Here is a 13925-nt window from a genome sequence, read left to right on the forward strand (position 1 = left end):
GGTCTCGTCCGGGACGGGCCCGGGCGGGGGATCAGGGTGCGGTGGGTCGCGACGCGTCGTCGTCCGTGGCGGCGGGACGGTCGCGGTGGGTCAGGGAGTCGGCGGCGTGCTTCGCGGAGTGGGCGGCCGTGCGCGCCCGGTCCTTGGCGCTGTCCACGAACTCCACGGCGGCCTGCTTGGTCTCCTGCCGGTGCTGCTCCATGAGGTGCTTCTTGTGCTCGGCCGCGTAGACGTCCACACGGACCTGGCCCGAGAGGGCCTGGATGGCGTGCATGATCTCGTCGGTGACCTCGCGCAGCAGGGCGTGCTCGCCCTGGCGGCCCTGGTAGCGGGAGAAGTCGAGCGGTTCCCCGAAGATCGTGGCCACCCGCGCCGAGCGGCGGGGCAGCGGCAGCCGCGCACCGAGCGGCTGCACCTTGTCGGTGCCCACCATGGCGACGGGCACGACGGGCGCACCGGTCTCGAGGGCGAGCCGGGCCACGCCGATCTTGCCCTTGTACATCCGCCCGTCCGGGGAGCGGGTGCCCTCCGGATAGATGCCGAGCAGCTCGCCCTCCGCCAGCTTGCGCCCCCCGTTGCTCAGGGACTTCGCACTGGCGCGGCCGCCCGAGCGGTCCATGGGGATCTGGTTGATGGCACGGAAGAAGACCGCCATGATGCGGCCCTTGACGCCGGGGCTGTTGAAGTAGTCGGACTTCGCGAGGAAGAACACCTGGCGCGGCACGGCCACGGGCATGAACACGGAGTCGGACACGGACAGGTGGTTGCTCGCGAGGATCGCAGGACCCTCGCCGGGCACGTGCTCCAGGCCGTGGACCTCGGGACGGAAGGCGGCGTTGATCAGGGGTCCGACGACGTAGCGCTTCAAGAACATGTAGACCATGTGGGAGGGGACTCCATTCGTGCTGATCGGGATGTCGCGGGGTCCGTGCCGCTCGGACCGGGTCCGGCCTCCGGTATTCTCTCACGTCCGCGCGCCCGCGAGCGCCAGAGGGACCGGTCCGGGCCCCGCCCTGCCATCATGGACGCATGACGCATTCGGTCGAGGACCACCGCCCGCCCGCCCCGGCCGTGGCCGGGCCCGCGGCGCCCGCCGCCGGGTCCCCCGGAGCTCCCTTCCACCATCCGGCCGCTGGCCCGGTCGGCGTGCTCGTGCTGCACGGCTTCACCGGCGTCCCGTTCAGCGTCCGCCCGTGGGGCCGGGCCCTGCACGAGGCCGGCGCCGATGTCGTCGGGCCCCTGCTGCCCGGCCACGGCACCCGCTGGGAGGACCTCGCCGCCGTGCGGTGGGAGCAGTGGCGCGACCACGCGGCCCGGCACGTCCGGGAGCTGCGCGCGCGGCACGACGTCGTGGTGGTCTGCGGGCTGTCCATGGGCGGCGCGCTCGCCCTGCACCTGGCCGCGCTCCTGCCGGTCGACGGGGTCGTGGCCCTGAACCCCGCTCTGTCCCTGGTCAGCCGCACGGCGCGCTTCGCCCCCGCGCTGCGCCGCGCGGTGCCCTCCGTGCCCTCCGTGGCGGACGACATCAGCCTCCCGGGCGTGACCGAGTACGCCTATCCGCGCACCCCGGTGGCCGGGGTGGCCGAGCTGGGCCGGTTCATGGCCAGGACGCGCAAGCTCCTGCCCGCGGTCACCGCCCCCGTCCTGCTCCTGCGCTCGCAGCACGACCACGTGGTCTCCGACGCCTCCCACGCCCACGTGCTGCGGCGCGTGGCCGGGGACGTGGAGATCGTGCGCCTGACCGAGAGCTTCCACGTGGCCACCCTGGACCGGGAGGCGGACGTCCTGCACGCCCGGTCGGCGCGGTTCGTCGCCGACCTCGTGGCGGGGCGCAACCCGGTCACCGGTCTGCCCCTTCCCTCCGCCGGACGAGGAGCCGGACGATGAGCGCGCGCCCGGGCTCCCCCGGCGGCCCCGGGCCGGGCCCCGAGGACGAGTGGACGGAGATCGTCTCGGGCCTCGAGGACGTCCGCCGGGCCGGGGACCGGCACCTCACCGGGCCCCGGGACTGGTCGCCCGAGGAGGCGGTCTTCGGCGGGCCTCCCGCGTGGGCGGAGGACGCGGAGGACGACGACGAGCCCTACTCCCCCGATCCCGGCCCCGTCACGCAGGGGCTCGGCGCCGGGGCCGTCCTGTCCTGGACCGTGCTGATCGGCGTGCCCCTGCTCCTGCTGGTCCTGGGCCTGATGCCCGGGTCCCTGCCCTGGTGGGCGGTCGTGGCCGGGCTCGTGGCCGTGGTCACGGCGATCGGCCACCTCCTGACGTCCCTGCCCGAGGACCGTGACGATCATGACGACGGCGCCCGCGTGTGACCGAATTTGCGTGAGCCAACTCACTAGACTGAGCAGTAACGGCACGCCGACCCCGAACCTGAGGAGGAACCCCATGCGCCACGTCGCAACCGACGCCCTCGTGGACCCGCCCGTCCACCGCAGCATCACCGACTTCCTGCTGATGCAGGCCGACAAGGACGGCGACCCGCACCTGTACACGGTCCTGGGACCGGGCGGGTCCTCCCGCGAGGTGCGCGCCCGGGAGTTCCGCACAGCGGTGCAGGGGGTGGCCAAGGGACTCGTGGCGGCGGGCATCGGGCCCGGGGACCGGGTGGGGATCCTCAGCCGCACCCGGTACGAGTGGACGCTCGTGGACTTCGCGATCTGGTACGCCGGCGCGGTCCCGGTGCCGGTCTACGACTCCTCCTCGGCCCAGCAGATCCGGTGGATCATGGCCGACTCCGACGCGAAGGCGGTCTTCGTCGAGACGCAGGAGCTGGAGGACGCCGTCGCCGAGGCCGCCCGCGAGGAGCCCTTCGCGGCGGCGGAGCGGGTCTGGCGCCTGGACGGCACCGGCGCCGACCTGGACGGGCTCGCCCGCTCCGGGGAGGGCGTCTCCGACGACGAGCTCGAGGCGCGGCGCGCGTCGCGCGGGCTCGAGGACATCGCCACGATCATCTACACCTCCGGCACCACCGGCCCGCCCAAGGGCTGCGAGCTCACCCACGGGAACTTCGTGCGGCTGTGCGAGAACACGACCCTGGTGGTCTCGGACATCATCCGCCCCGGGGCCCGCACCCTGATGTTCCTCCCGCTGGCCCACGTCTTCGCCCGCTTCGTGGAGGTCATCGCCCTGTACTCGGGCACCGTCCTGGCGCACACCCCGGACGTGAAGAACCTCATGGGCGACCTCGAGTCCTTCCGTCCCACGTTCATCCTGGCCGTGCCGCGCGTGTTCGAGAAGATCTACCAGAGCGCCCGGCTCAAGTCCGAGAAGGGCGGGAAGGCGAAGGCCCTGATCTTCGAGCGCGCGGTGCGCACCGCGGTCGCCCACTCCCGGGCCGAGCAGAGCGGCCGGGTGCTGCCGCTGCTGCGCGCCCGGCACGCCCTCTACGACCGGCTGGTCTACTCGAAGCTGCGGGCGGCGATGGGCGGGGAGGTCACCCACGCCGTCTCCGGCGGAGCGGCCCTCGGGACCCGTCTGGGCCACTTCTTCAACGGGATCGGGGTGTACGTGGTCGAGGGCTACGGCCTCACCGAGACGACCGCCCCGATCGCCGTGAACACCCCGGAGGTCGGCAAGATCGGCACCGTGGGCCTGCCCCTGCCCGGCAACGAGGTCCGGATCGCCGAGGACGGGGAGGTCCAGGTCCGCGGCACGCACGTGATGCGCGGCTACCACGGGCGCGAGGACCTGACCGCGGCCGCGTTCGAGGACGGCTGGTTCCGCACCGGCGACCTGGGCTCGCTCGACGAGGACGGCGCGCTCACGCTCACCGGCCGGAAGAAGGAGATCATCGTCACCGCCGGCGGCAAGAACGTGGTGCCGAACGTGCTGGAGGACCCCATCCGCGCGTCGGCCGTGGTCTCCCAGGTGATGGTGGTCGGCGACGACCGCCCGTTCGTGGCGGCCCTCGTGACCCTGGACCAGGACGTGCTGCCCGCGCGCCTGGAGCTGATGGGCCTGGACCCCGCGATGCCCGTGACCGAGGCCGCCCGGCACCCGAGGATCGTGGAGCACGTGCAGGAGATCGTCGACCAGGCCAACAAGGCCGTCTCCCGGGCGGAGAGCATCCGCTCCTTCGAGATCCTCGACGTCGACTGGACGGAGGCCTCCGGCCATCTGACCCCGTCCATGAAGATCAAGCGGGCGAAGATCGCCCAGGACTTCGCGGACCGGATCGAGGAGATCTACTCGCGGCCGGCGCCCGAGCCGGCCCCCGCCACCCCGGCGGAGCGGATCAAGGAGAAGCTCTCCCAGGCGCACCTGCCGGGCCGCGGCGAGGGCTGAGCCGCGCGGCGGCCGGTGGGATCACCGGCCGCCGACCAGCTCCTCCGCGCCCAGCGGCGAGTGCTCCGGGACCTCCAGGCCCAGCAGGGCGTTCTCCACGACCTCGCTCAGCGCCGGGTGGATCCAGTACTGGCCCCGGGCCATCGTGTGGGCGTCGAGGCCGAAGGACATGGCCTGCACGATCGGCTGGATCAGCAGACTGGCCTCCTCCCCGATCAGGTGGGCCCCCAGCAGCCGGCCAGTGCCCTTCTCGGCGATCAGCTTGCACAGTCCTGTGCGGTCCTCCATGGCCCACCCGTAGGCCGTGGCCCCGTAGTCCTGCACCTTCACCGTGATCTCGGTGCCGTGCTCGACCGCCCACTGCTCGGCCTCCTCCTGCGTCATGCCCACGGAGGCGATCTGCGGGCTGGTGAACACGGCCGAGGGGACGAAGCGGTGGTCGGAGGCCCGGAGGTCGCCCGGGTTCAGCAGGTTGTGCTGGACCGTGCGCGCCTCGGCATTGGCCACGTGCTTGAGCTGGTAGGGCGAGCTGATGTCCCCCAGCGCCCACACGCCCTCGGCCGGCGCTCCGCCGGAGAGGGCCCGCTGGTACTCGTCGACGGCGAGCAGGCCGTCCTCGCGCACGTCGAGCCCGCCCGCCCGGGCGTCGAGGACGTCCGTGTTGGGCTGCCGCCCCGTGGCCACCAGCACGACGTCGGCGGGCAGGCGCAGGACGAGCTCCGGGTCCTGCGGGTCGCGGAAGGTGACCATCGCGGCGCACTCGTCGCCGTCCCACTCCTCGACCTCGGACAGCGTCCAGCCGGTCTCGAGCTTCCACTGCCGGGAGGCCTCCCGCGCGAACCGCTCGGCGATCTCGGGGTCGTGGTAGCGCAGGATGCGCTGGGTGCGGTTCACCTGGGTGACCCGGGAGCCGAGGCTGGAGAACACGTGGGCGAACTCGGCGCCGATGTAGCCGCCGCCGACCACCACCACGCGGCGGGGCAGCTCGTCGATGCGCATGACCGTGTCCGAGGTGTGCACCTGCGGCAGGTCGATCCCGGGGACGTCGGGGAGGAGCGGACGGGAGCCCGAGGCCACCACGATCTGCGGGGCCGTGATCTCCTCGCCCGAGGCGGTGCACAGGACCCGCGGGCCGGTGAAGCGCACGTGCTCCTGGTAGACCGTCACGTGCGGCAGCGTCCGCCGGTACTCGAGGCCCCCGTGGGAGATCGCGTCGATCCGCCCGAAGATCCGGTCGCGCATCTCCCGCCAGCGCACGTCCTGCACCTGCGCACGGACCCCCAGCCGGTCGGCGTCCGCCGTGTGCCGGGCCAGTGTGGCCGGGTAGGCGTACATCTTCGTGGGGATGCAGCCCACGTTCAGGCAGGTGCCGCCGAAGGTCCCTCCGTCGATGATGGCCACGTCCAGGCCCTCGTAGTCCTCGTTGAGGATCGAGTTGCCGGAGCCGGAGCCGATGATGATGAGGTCGAATGTCCGCATGCCGCCCATCCTATGCGCGGTCGCCGTCCGGCCTGGTGGACCGGAACGGCCCGTCCTACAGTGGGGCGACCGGGACGGCGGGGAGGGCGGCATGGTGCAGGACGGGTTCGGCGCCCCGGCCGCCGCGTGGGACGCGTGGCGGACGGAACGGGGCGGGCCCGGCGCGGTCGCCCGGCGCGAGCGGACCCGGCTCGCCGGCCTCGTCGAGCACGCGCGGCGCGCCTCGCCGTACTACCGTGCGCTCTACCGTGGCCTGCCGGCCGGCGTCGACGAGCCCCGGCTGCTGCCCCCCGTCAGCAAGGGCGCGCTCATGGCCCGCTTCGACGAGTGGGTGACGGACCCGGAGGTCGGCCTGGAGGCCCTGCGCCGCGACCACCTGGCCGACGAGTCCCTGGTGGGCACCCTGTACCTCGGCCGCTACCGGGTGTTCACCACCTCCGGCACCAGCGGGGAGCCGGTCGTGCTGGTGCACGACCGCTCGTCGTGGACGGTGGCCGGCGCCGTGCTGGGTGTCCGGGCCCGGCGCACGGTCCTGCGCCCCGACGTCCTGGGCCCCGTGCTGCGCCAGGGCGTGCGCGCCGCCGCGGTCCTGGCCACCGGCGGGCACTTCGCCGCCGTCAGCACGGCCGAGGCCATGCGCCGGCGGAGCCGCCGCCGGGCGCGGCAGATCCGTGTGCTCTCCGTGCTGCGCCCGGTCCCGCAGCTGGTGGCAGAGCTCGACGACTACCGCCCGACGGTGCTCCTGGGCTTCCCGAGCACGCTGGAGGTGCTCGCGGACGAGCTGCGGGCCGGACGGCTGCGGATCGCGCCCGCGCTGGTCGCCGCCGGCGGCGAGACCCTCTCCGGGGCGGCCCGCCACCGGATCGGGGACGCCTTCGGCTGCGCGGTCCTCGACGAGTACGCCGCCTCGGAGGTGCCCGGGCTGGCCGTGCAGTGCCACCGCGGGGTGCTCCACGTCAACGCCGACCGGTACCTGCTCGAGCCGGTCGACGAGGCGGGCCGCCCGGTGCCGGCGGGCGAGACCTCCGCCACCGTGCTGGTCACCAACCTCGCCAACCGGGTCCAGCCCCTGATCCGCTACGACCTCGGGGACCGGGTGACCGTCCTGCCCGGACCGTGCCCGTGCGGCAGCCCGCTGCCGCCGGTCCGGGTGGACGGCCGCGCCGGTGACGTCCTGCGGTTCCGCTCGGCCGACGGGCGGGAGGTCGCCGTCCTGCCCCGGGCGCTCGCGGAAGTCGTCGGGCAGACGCCCGGGGTGCACCGGTTCCAGGCGGTCCGCACCGGGCCGCGAGCGCTGGCCGTGCGGCTGGAGGCCGAGCCGGGCGTGGATCCCGGGCGGGTCGGCGCCGCGGTGGAGGCCCGGGTGCGCGCCTTCCTCGCGGAGCGGGGACTGGGCGCGGTCGGCGTCGAGCGCTCCCCCGACCCGCCCCGGCCGGACCCGAGCGGGAAGTTCCGCGAGGTCTGGTCGGCGTGAGCCGGGCGGGCCCCGACCGGTGGGCCCGCCCGGCTCGTGCCGGCCGTGTCAGCCGGCCGTGTCGAGGACCAGCAGCAGGTCCCCGCCGGCCACCTGGGTGACGCCCGGGAGCGCGACGCGCTTGACCGTCCCCCCGGTGGGGGCGGTGATGGACGCCTCCATCTTCATGGCCTCGATGGTGGCGACCTGGGCACCGGCCTCGACGGCGTCGCCCTCGGCCACGGTCACGGTGACCGCGCCCGCGAAGGGAGCGGCCACGTGGCCGGGGGCGGTGGGGTCGGCCTTCTCGGTGGCGGGCACCGCCGAGGCCACCGAGGCGTCGCGGACCTCGACCATGCGCGGCTGCCCGTTAAGGGTGAGCATCACGGTGCGCATGCCCTTCTCGTCCGGCTCCGAGACGGCCTGGAGGGTGACGAGGAGCCGGACGCCCTTGCCCAGGGAGATGACGTGCTCGTGCTCGGTGGTCAGCCCGTAGAGGAAGTCGCGGGTGTGCAGCAGGGCGAGGTCGCCGTACTTGGCGCGGCTGGCCTCGAAGTCACGGGTGGGACCCGCGAAGAGCAGCCGGTTCAGCGTGGCCCGGCGCGTGGCGGAGTCCCCGCCGAGGCCCTCGCGGTCCTCCGCGGCGAGCTCGGTGACCCCGACCTTCACGGTGCGTCCCTCCAGCGCCTTGGACCGGAACGGCTCCGGCCAGCCGGCCGGCGGGGTGCCGAGCTCCCCGGCCAGGAAGCTGATGACCGAGTCGGGCAGGTCGAACTTCTGCGGGTCGGCCTCGAACTCCTTCGGGTCCACGCCCATGCCCACGAGCTGGAGCGCGAGGTCGCCGACGACCTTCGAGGAGGGCGTGACCTTCACCAGCCCGCCGAGGATGGCGTTGGCGGCGGTGTACATGTCCTCGATGGCCTCGAAGCGCTCGCCCAGGCCCAGGGCGATGGCCTGCTGGCGCAGGTTGGACAGCTGCCCGCCGGGGATCTCGTGCCGGTAGACCCTCCCCGTGGGCGCGGTGAGCCCGGACTCGAACGGTGCGTAGATCTTGCGCACGACCTCCCAGTAGGGCTCCAGGTCCGTGACGGCCTCCAGGGGGATGCCGGTGTCCCGCTCGGTGTTCTCCAGGGCCGCGACCAGCGCCGAGGCGGGGACCTGGGAGGTGGTGCCGGCCATGGAGGCGTCGGCGACGTCCACGGCGTCGACCCCGGCGTCGATGGCGGCCATCAGGGTGGCCAGCTGCCCGCCGGCGGTGTCGTGGGTGTGCAGGTGCACCGGCAGCTCGAAGCGCTCCCGCAGCGCGGTGACCAGCTTCGCGGCCGCAGCCGGGCGCAGCAGCCCGGCCATGTCCTTGATCGCCAGGATGTGCGCCCCGGCCTGCACGCACTTCTCGGCCAGGTCGAGGTAGTAGTCCAGGGTGTAGACGTCCTCGGCCGGGTCCAGCAGGTTGCCGGTGTAGCACAGCGCGACCTCGGCCACCGCGGTGCCCGTCTTGCGGACGGCCTCGATCGCCGGGCGCATCTGCTCGACGTCGTTGAGGGCGTCGAAGATCCGGAAGATGTCCACTCCCGTCGCGGCCGCCTCGGCCACGAACGCGTCGGTGACCTCCGTGGGGTAGGGGGTGTAGCCCACGGTGTTGCGCCCGCGCAGCAGCATCTGGATCGGGATGTTCGGCATCGCCTCGCGCAGCAGGGCCAGCCGCTCCCAGGGGTCCTCGCCGAGGAAGCGCAGCGCCACGTCGTAGGTGGCCCCGCCCCAGGCCTCCACCGAGAACAGCTGGGGCAGGGTGTGGGCGTAGGCCGGCGCGGCGGCCAGCAGGTCGCGGGTGCGCACCCGGGTGGCGAGCAGGGACTGGTGGGCGTCGCGGAACGTCGTCGACGTCACGGCCACCGCGGACTGCTCGCGCAGGGCGGCCGCGAAGCCCTCGGGCCCCAGCTCCAGCAGCCGCTGCCTCCACCCGGCGGGGGGCTCGTGGGTCGAGGGCCCGTCGAACGGGGAGCGCAGCGGCTCGTCCTGCTTGTCCCCCGGGTAGTGGGGCAGCTTGGTGCGCGGGTCGATGCCCTCCACCCGCTCCCCGTTGGGCTGGTTGACCGTGACCTCGGCCAGCCAGGTGAGGGCCTTGGTGGCCCGGTCCCCGGAGGTCCGCGCCTCCAGCAGCTCGGGGCGGCGCTCGATGAAGTCGGTGGCCACGTTGCCGGCCAGGAACTCCGGGTCGGCCAGCACCGCCTGGAGGAACTGGATGTTGGTGGCCACCCCGCGGATGCGGAACTCCGCCAGCGCCCGCTGGGCCCGGTGCACCGCGGTCGGGTAGTCCCGGCCCCGGCAGGAGAGCTTCACGAGCATGGAGTCGAAGTGCGGGGAGATCTCGGCACCGGCGTAGACGGTGCCCCCGTCCAGGCGCACGCCGGCGCCGCCGGCGGAGCGGTAGGCGGAGATCCTGCCCACGTCGGGGCGGAACCCGTTGGCGGGGTCCTCGGTGGTGATCCGGCACTGCAGGGCCGCGCCCCGCACGCGCAGCTCGTCCTGGGCGATCCGGAGATCGGCGAGGGTCTCCCCCGACGCGATCCGCAGCTGGGACTGCACGAGGTCGACGTCGGTGATCTCCTCGGTCACGGTGTGCTCGACCTGGATGCGCGGGTTCATCTCGATGAACACGTGCTGCCCGGCCCGCTCCCCGGCGGTGTCCACCAGGAACTCCACGGTGCCGGCGTTGACGTAGCCCAGCTCCTTGGCGAACTTCACCGCATCACGGTGCAGGGCCTGGCGGATGCCCTCGTCGAGGTTGGGGGCCGGGGCGATCTCCACGACCTTCTGGTGCCGGCGCTGCAGCGAGCAGTCGCGCTCGAACAGGTGCACCATCCCGCCCTCGTTGTCGGCGAGGATCTGCACCTCGATGTGCCGGGGCCGCAGCACGGCCTGCTCCAGGAACACCGTGGGGTCCCCGAACGCGGTGTCGGCCTCCCGCATCGCGGCCGCCAGCGCCTCGGGCAGGGCCTCCGGGGTCTCCACCCGGCGCATCCCGCGCCCGCCGCCGCCGGCCACGGCCTTCACGAAGATGGGGAACCCGATCCCCTCGGCCTGCGCCAGCAGCTCCTCGGGGTCCGCCGAGGGCTCCGTGGACGCCAGCGTCGGGATCCCGGCGCGCTTGGCGGCCTTCAGCGCCGCGACCTTGTTCCCGGCGAGCTCGAGGATCTCGGCCCGGGGGCCCACGAAGGTGATCCCCTCCCGCGCCGCGGCCCGGGCCAGCTCCGGGTTCTCCGACAGGAACCCGTAGCCCGGGTAGATCGCGTCCGCCCCGGACTCCTTGGCGACCCGGACGATCTCCTCGACGTCGAGGTAGGCCCGCACCGGGTGGCCCTCCTCACCGATCTGGTAGGCCTCGTCGGCCTTCTGCCGGTGGATCGAGTTGCGGTCCTCGTACGGGAACACCGCCACCGTCTTGGCGCCGAGCTCGTACGCGGCGCGGAAGGCGCGAATCGCGATCTCACCGCGATTGGCCACCAGGATCTTGGAGAACATCTACACCCGTTCCGCGCCCGGCGCGTCTCGCGGACGCCCGGGCGCTCATTTCCTCGAGTCGTGCAGGGCTGCGTGGCGCCCATGCCGGTCATGGGCGCCACGGGCTGCGGCCGGGTCGCGCCCGGTGAGCCGTGCCACAAGTGAACCACGCCGCCCGGCACGCAGCCGTGAGCCCCGTCACAGAGGGCCACGCGGGCGTCCCGTGCCGCACCGGGGGCGGACCCGCCTCCCGGCTACGATGGGCGCGGACCGTCTCCTCGCCGCGGCCCCCGATCCCGGGCACGAGGGGCCGCTTCCCCTGTTTCCCCGCGAGCGAAGGGTGTCCCCTCCGTGCAGATCGTCAGCGTCAGCAGCCTCAAGGGCGGTGTCGGCAAGTCCTCGGTGACCCTCGGGATCGCCTCGGCGGCGCTCCGGGCGGGAGTGCCCACCCTCGTGGTGGACCTCGATCCGCACGCGGACGCCACGACCGGCCTGGGCGTGCAGCCGGAGCGGGGGCACGACGTGGGCGAGGCGCTGCGCCGGCCCCGCCGCGGCGCCCTCGAGCGCGTGGTCGTGGCCTCGGCCTGGGCGGTGCGGGAGGGTCTCGACGCGAAGGCCCTCGACGTGGCCCCGGGCTCCGCCCGCTCGTCCCACCTCGAGCGCTCCGAGTTCCGGGACAAGGACCTGGGCCGGCTGGAACGGGTCCTCGCCGGCGTCCCGGGCTACGACCTCGTGCTGGTCGACTGCCCTCCGACGCTGAGCGCCCTGACCCGCACCGCCTGGGCCGCCAGCGACAAGGTGCTCTCGGTCGCGGAGCCCTCCCTGTTCTCGGTCGCGGGCACGAAGCGCACGATGACCGCCATCGCCCAGTTCGAGCAGAGCCGCAGCTGGGCCGTCCCCTCCGCCGGAGTGGTGGTGAACAAGGTCCAGCACGCGTCGGTGGAGCACCGCCACCGGCTGGAGGAGCTGCGAGAGCTCTTCGGGCCGCTGCTGGTGAACCCCGTGATCCCGGACCTGCCCGTGTGGCAGCAGGCGCAGGGCGCGGCCTGGCCCATCCACCGCTGGCCGGGGTCCGAGGCCGAGGACCTGTCGGGCCGGTTCACGGCGATCCTGCGGGGACTGCTGGACCGCTCGCCCTGAGAGCGGCGGAGCCCTGCGTCGCTCAGCCCGCGCTCTGCCGCCGGGCCCGGCGGGCCGAGAGCTCGTCGTCGGGGACGGGCGGGCCGGCCTCCTGCCCGATGTGCTCCCCCGGCATCGCCGCGAGTGTGCCCTCGACCTCGCGCCAGACCCGGCCGACCGCGATCCCGAAGACGCCCTGGCCGCCCTGCACCAGGTCGATGACCTCGTGCGGCGAGGTGCAGGCGTAGACGCTCGCGCCGTCGCTCATCATCGTGAGCTGGGCGAGGTCCTCCACCCCCTGCGCGCGCAGCGCCCCGACGGCGGTGCGGATCTGCTGCAGGGAGACGCCCGTGTCCAGCAGCCGCTTGACGATCTTGAGGACCAGGATGTCCCGGAAGCTGTACAGGCGCTGGGTCCCGGAGCCGGCGGCACCGCGGACGGTGGGCTCCACCAGACCGGTGCGCGCCCAGTAGTCGAGCTGCCGGTAGGTGATGCCGGCGGCCTTGCACGCCGTGGGGCCGCGGTAGCCCACGGACTCGTCCCGGACCACCGAGTCGGCGAAGAGGACCCCCTGGGTGCCCTGCGCGGGTGGACGGTCGGGACCGGCCGGGCCGCCGGGCCGCTCGTGCTCGCTCACGCCGCCTCCTCGCTCGTGGATCCGGTCCTCGCGGCGCCGGGAATGGATGGACTCGCTCGGACGTCCGGCCCCCCGGGGGACACCTCGAGCACAGCACCGACGTTAGACCTCGCCGGTGACGGGGTCAAAGACATCCGCGCCCCCGGCCCCGTGTCGGCCCGGCGGCCGGCCGGTCCGGTCAGAAGTCCTCGGGGTCGACGTTGTCCAGGAAGTCGCGGAACTGCTCGACCTGCGCCTCCGGCGGCAGCTGCTGCTCGGCCTCGCCCGAGCGGTGCGACGGCTCGCGCAGCTCGCCGTCCCCGCTCATCACGAGGCCGGCCTCGTCCAGCACGGTCTCGGTGCACAGGATGGGGCAGTCGGTGCGCGCGGCCAGGGCGATCGCGTCCGAGGCGCGGGAGTCCACGACCGTCCCGTCCGAGAACTCGAGCGCGGCGTGGAAGACGCCCTCCTCCACGGTGTGGATCCGCACCCGGGTGAGCGTGCGCCCGAAGGCGGTGGCCACCGAGAGCAGGAGGTCGTGGGTCAGCGGCCGGGGCGGTTCGATGCCCTGCACCGCGAAGACGATCGACGTCGCCTCGTTCGTGCCGATCCAGATCGGCAGGTGCCGTCCGCCCTCCACCTCGCGCAGCACGACGACGGGCTGCGCGGAGGGGACGTCCATGCGCACGCCGGCGATCTCCATCAGGACCTGGTGCACGGCCATGTCAGTTCTCCACCGCGGCGCGCTCCTGGAGCGCGGCGATCTCGGACCTCACGAGGGAGGTGTGGATGGTCAGGCACAGCCCGGAGATCTCCTGGGCCCGCTCGACGGCGCGGGCGCGCGAGGCGGCGTCCCGTCGGGAGGTCAGGGGGGCCACGGCTCGCTCCACCAGCCCCAGCTCGCGGTCGGCCGCGGCCTTGAAGGGGCGCAGGTGCCGCGGCTCCAGCCCGTGGGCGGTGAGGGCGTGCGCCGCGCGGGTGATCGCCAGGGCGTGGGTGTCGAAGACCCCGTTCTGCTCCCGGATCAGCCCGTAGCTCACCAGCTCGCGCACGAGCGGGATCCCGGCGCCGGTGCGTGCGGCCAGCTCCCGAAGACTGTAGGCGGGCGGTGCGGAGGCGGTCGGGACGGAGGCCGGGCCCGCGGGCTCCGGGGCGCGCCGGTGGTCGCCGTCCCGGGGGTCCCCGTCGGCGTCCAGGCGCTCGCGGATGACCTTGAGCGGGAGGTAGCGGTCGCGCTGGAGCTCCAGGATGCGGCGCAGCCGCTCGATGTCGGCCCGGGAGAACTTCCGGTAGCCCGAGGCCGTACGGGCCGGGTGCACCAGTCCCTTGTCCTCGAGGAAGCGCAGCTTGGACGCCGTGATGCCGGGGTGATCGGCGCCGAGCTCCCTGAGCACGGCGCTGATGCCCACCCGGGGCTCGTGCTGGACGTCGTCCCGGTGCGGGTCGAGCTCGGCGGGGTCGGCCATGGCTCCC

At 74.0% G+C, this 13925-nt stretch carries 11 protein-coding genes; 5 read left to right on the forward strand and 6 right to left on the reverse strand.

Going from position 1 to position 13925, the window contains the following annotated elements:
• Positions 1–31: 31 nt before the first annotated feature.
• Positions 32–883, reverse strand: coding sequence for a lysophospholipid acyltransferase family protein (locus RE027_RS05380; RefSeq protein WP_368807209.1), 852 nt, complete (start codon positions 881–883; stop codon positions 32–34).
• 146 nt (positions 884–1029) lie between these two features.
• Between RE027_RS05380 and RE027_RS05385 the strand changes: the two genes are divergently transcribed.
• The 3 genes from RE027_RS05385 (at position 1030) to RE027_RS05395 (ending at position 4284) form a co-directional block, all read left to right on the forward strand.
• Positions 1030–1887, forward strand: coding sequence for an alpha/beta hydrolase (locus RE027_RS05385; protein WP_368807210.1), 858 nt, complete (start codon positions 1030–1032; stop codon positions 1885–1887).
• Entirely contained in the window at positions 1884–2312 is a 429-nt protein-coding gene (locus RE027_RS05390; protein ID WP_368807211.1) for a hypothetical protein, read from the forward strand. The genes RE027_RS05385 and RE027_RS05390 overlap by 4 nt, the downstream gene beginning before the upstream one ends.
• Positions 2313–2385: 73 nt before the next feature.
• The gene (locus RE027_RS05395) at positions 2386–4284 is read left to right on the forward strand and encodes an AMP-dependent synthetase/ligase (RefSeq protein WP_368807212.1); all 1899 of its coding nucleotides are present in this window, start codon (positions 2386–2388) and stop codon (positions 4282–4284) included.
• 21 nt (positions 4285–4305) lie between these two features.
• On the opposite strand, the gene RE027_RS05400 is transcribed toward RE027_RS05395, so the two are convergent.
• A complete protein-coding gene (locus RE027_RS05400; protein WP_368807213.1) occupies positions 4306–5763 on the reverse strand; it encodes a mycothione reductase in 1458 nt (485 codons plus the stop codon).
• On the opposite strand from RE027_RS05400, the gene RE027_RS05405 reads away from it, so the two are divergent.
• Positions 5762–7237 carry a phenylacetate--CoA ligase family protein gene (locus RE027_RS05405; protein WP_368807214.1) on the forward strand — a complete coding sequence of 492 codons (1476 nt, stop codon included), beginning with the start codon at positions 5762–5764 and terminating at the stop codon, positions 7235–7237. The two genes, RE027_RS05400 and RE027_RS05405, sit on opposite strands and share 2 nt — an antisense overlap.
• 48 nt (positions 7238–7285) lie before the next feature.
• Here the strand turns inward: RE027_RS05405 and RE027_RS05410 are convergent, their stop codons facing one another.
• The gene (locus RE027_RS05410) at positions 7286–10738 is read right to left on the reverse strand and encodes a pyruvate carboxylase (RefSeq protein ID WP_368807215.1); all 3453 of its coding nucleotides are present in this window, start codon (positions 10736–10738) and stop codon (positions 7286–7288) included.
• A gap of 330 nt (positions 10739–11068) precedes the next feature.
• On the opposite strand from RE027_RS05410, the gene RE027_RS05415 reads away from it, so the two are divergent.
• Positions 11069–11857, forward strand: coding sequence for a ParA family protein (locus tag RE027_RS05415; protein ID WP_368807216.1), 789 nt, complete (start codon positions 11069–11071; stop codon positions 11855–11857).
• A 22-nt stretch (positions 11858–11879) separates the two neighbouring features.
• Here RE027_RS05415 and RE027_RS05420 read toward each other — a convergent pair whose 3' ends face one another.
• The 3 genes from RE027_RS05420 to ftsR form a co-directional block, all read right to left on the reverse strand.
• Positions 11880–12473, reverse strand: a complete 594-nt coding sequence (locus tag RE027_RS05420) for a MerR family transcriptional regulator (protein ID WP_368807217.1) — start codon at positions 12471–12473, stop codon at positions 11880–11882.
• 178 nt (positions 12474–12651) lie between these two features.
• On the reverse strand, positions 12652–13176 hold the full coding sequence (locus RE027_RS05425) for a bifunctional nuclease family protein (protein ID WP_368807218.1): 525 nt from the start codon (positions 13174–13176) through the stop codon (positions 12652–12654).
• A gap of 1 nt (position 13177) precedes the next feature.
• Positions 13178–13918, reverse strand: coding sequence for a transcriptional regulator FtsR (gene ftsR, locus RE027_RS05430; RefSeq protein WP_368807219.1), 741 nt, complete (start codon positions 13916–13918; stop codon positions 13178–13180).
• Positions 13919–13925: the final 7 nt, after the last annotated feature.

It is taken from the genome of Kocuria sabuli (assembly GCF_040981185.1).
GTDB lineage: Bacteria > Actinomycetota > Actinomycetes > Actinomycetales > Micrococcaceae > Kocuria > Kocuria sabuli.

Excerpts from the sequence above, each read along its gene's own strand:
- RE027_RS05385 (WP_368807210.1), top strand. The coding sequence starts at position 1,030 with ATGACGCATTCGGTCGAGGACCACCGCCCGCCCGCCCCGGCCGTGGCC.
- RE027_RS05395 (WP_368807212.1), top strand. The coding sequence starts at position 2,386 with ATGCGCCACGTCGCAACCGACGCCCTCGTGGACCCGCCCGTCCACCGC.
- RE027_RS05410 (WP_368807215.1), bottom strand. The coding sequence starts at position 10,738 with ATGTTCTCCAAGATCCTGGTGGCCAATCGCGGTGAGATCGCGATTCGC.
- RE027_RS05405 (WP_368807214.1), top strand. The coding sequence starts at position 5,762 with ATGCCGCCCATCCTATGCGCGGTCGCCGTCCGGCCTGGTGGACCGGAA.
- RE027_RS05400 (WP_368807213.1), bottom strand. The coding sequence starts at position 5,763 with ATGCGGACATTCGACCTCATCATCATCGGCTCCGGCTCCGGCAACTCG.
- RE027_RS05425 (WP_368807218.1), bottom strand. The coding sequence starts at position 13,176 with ATGGCCGTGCACCAGGTCCTGATGGAGATCGCCGGCGTGCGCATGGAC.
- RE027_RS05380 (WP_368807209.1), bottom strand. The coding sequence starts at position 883 with ATGGTCTACATGTTCTTGAAGCGCTACGTCGTCGGACCCCTGATCAAC.
- RE027_RS05390 (WP_368807211.1), top strand. The coding sequence starts at position 1,884 with ATGAGCGCGCGCCCGGGCTCCCCCGGCGGCCCCGGGCCGGGCCCCGAG.
- ftsR (WP_368807219.1), bottom strand. The coding sequence starts at position 13,918 with ATGGCCGACCCCGCCGAGCTCGACCCGCACCGGGACGACGTCCAGCAC.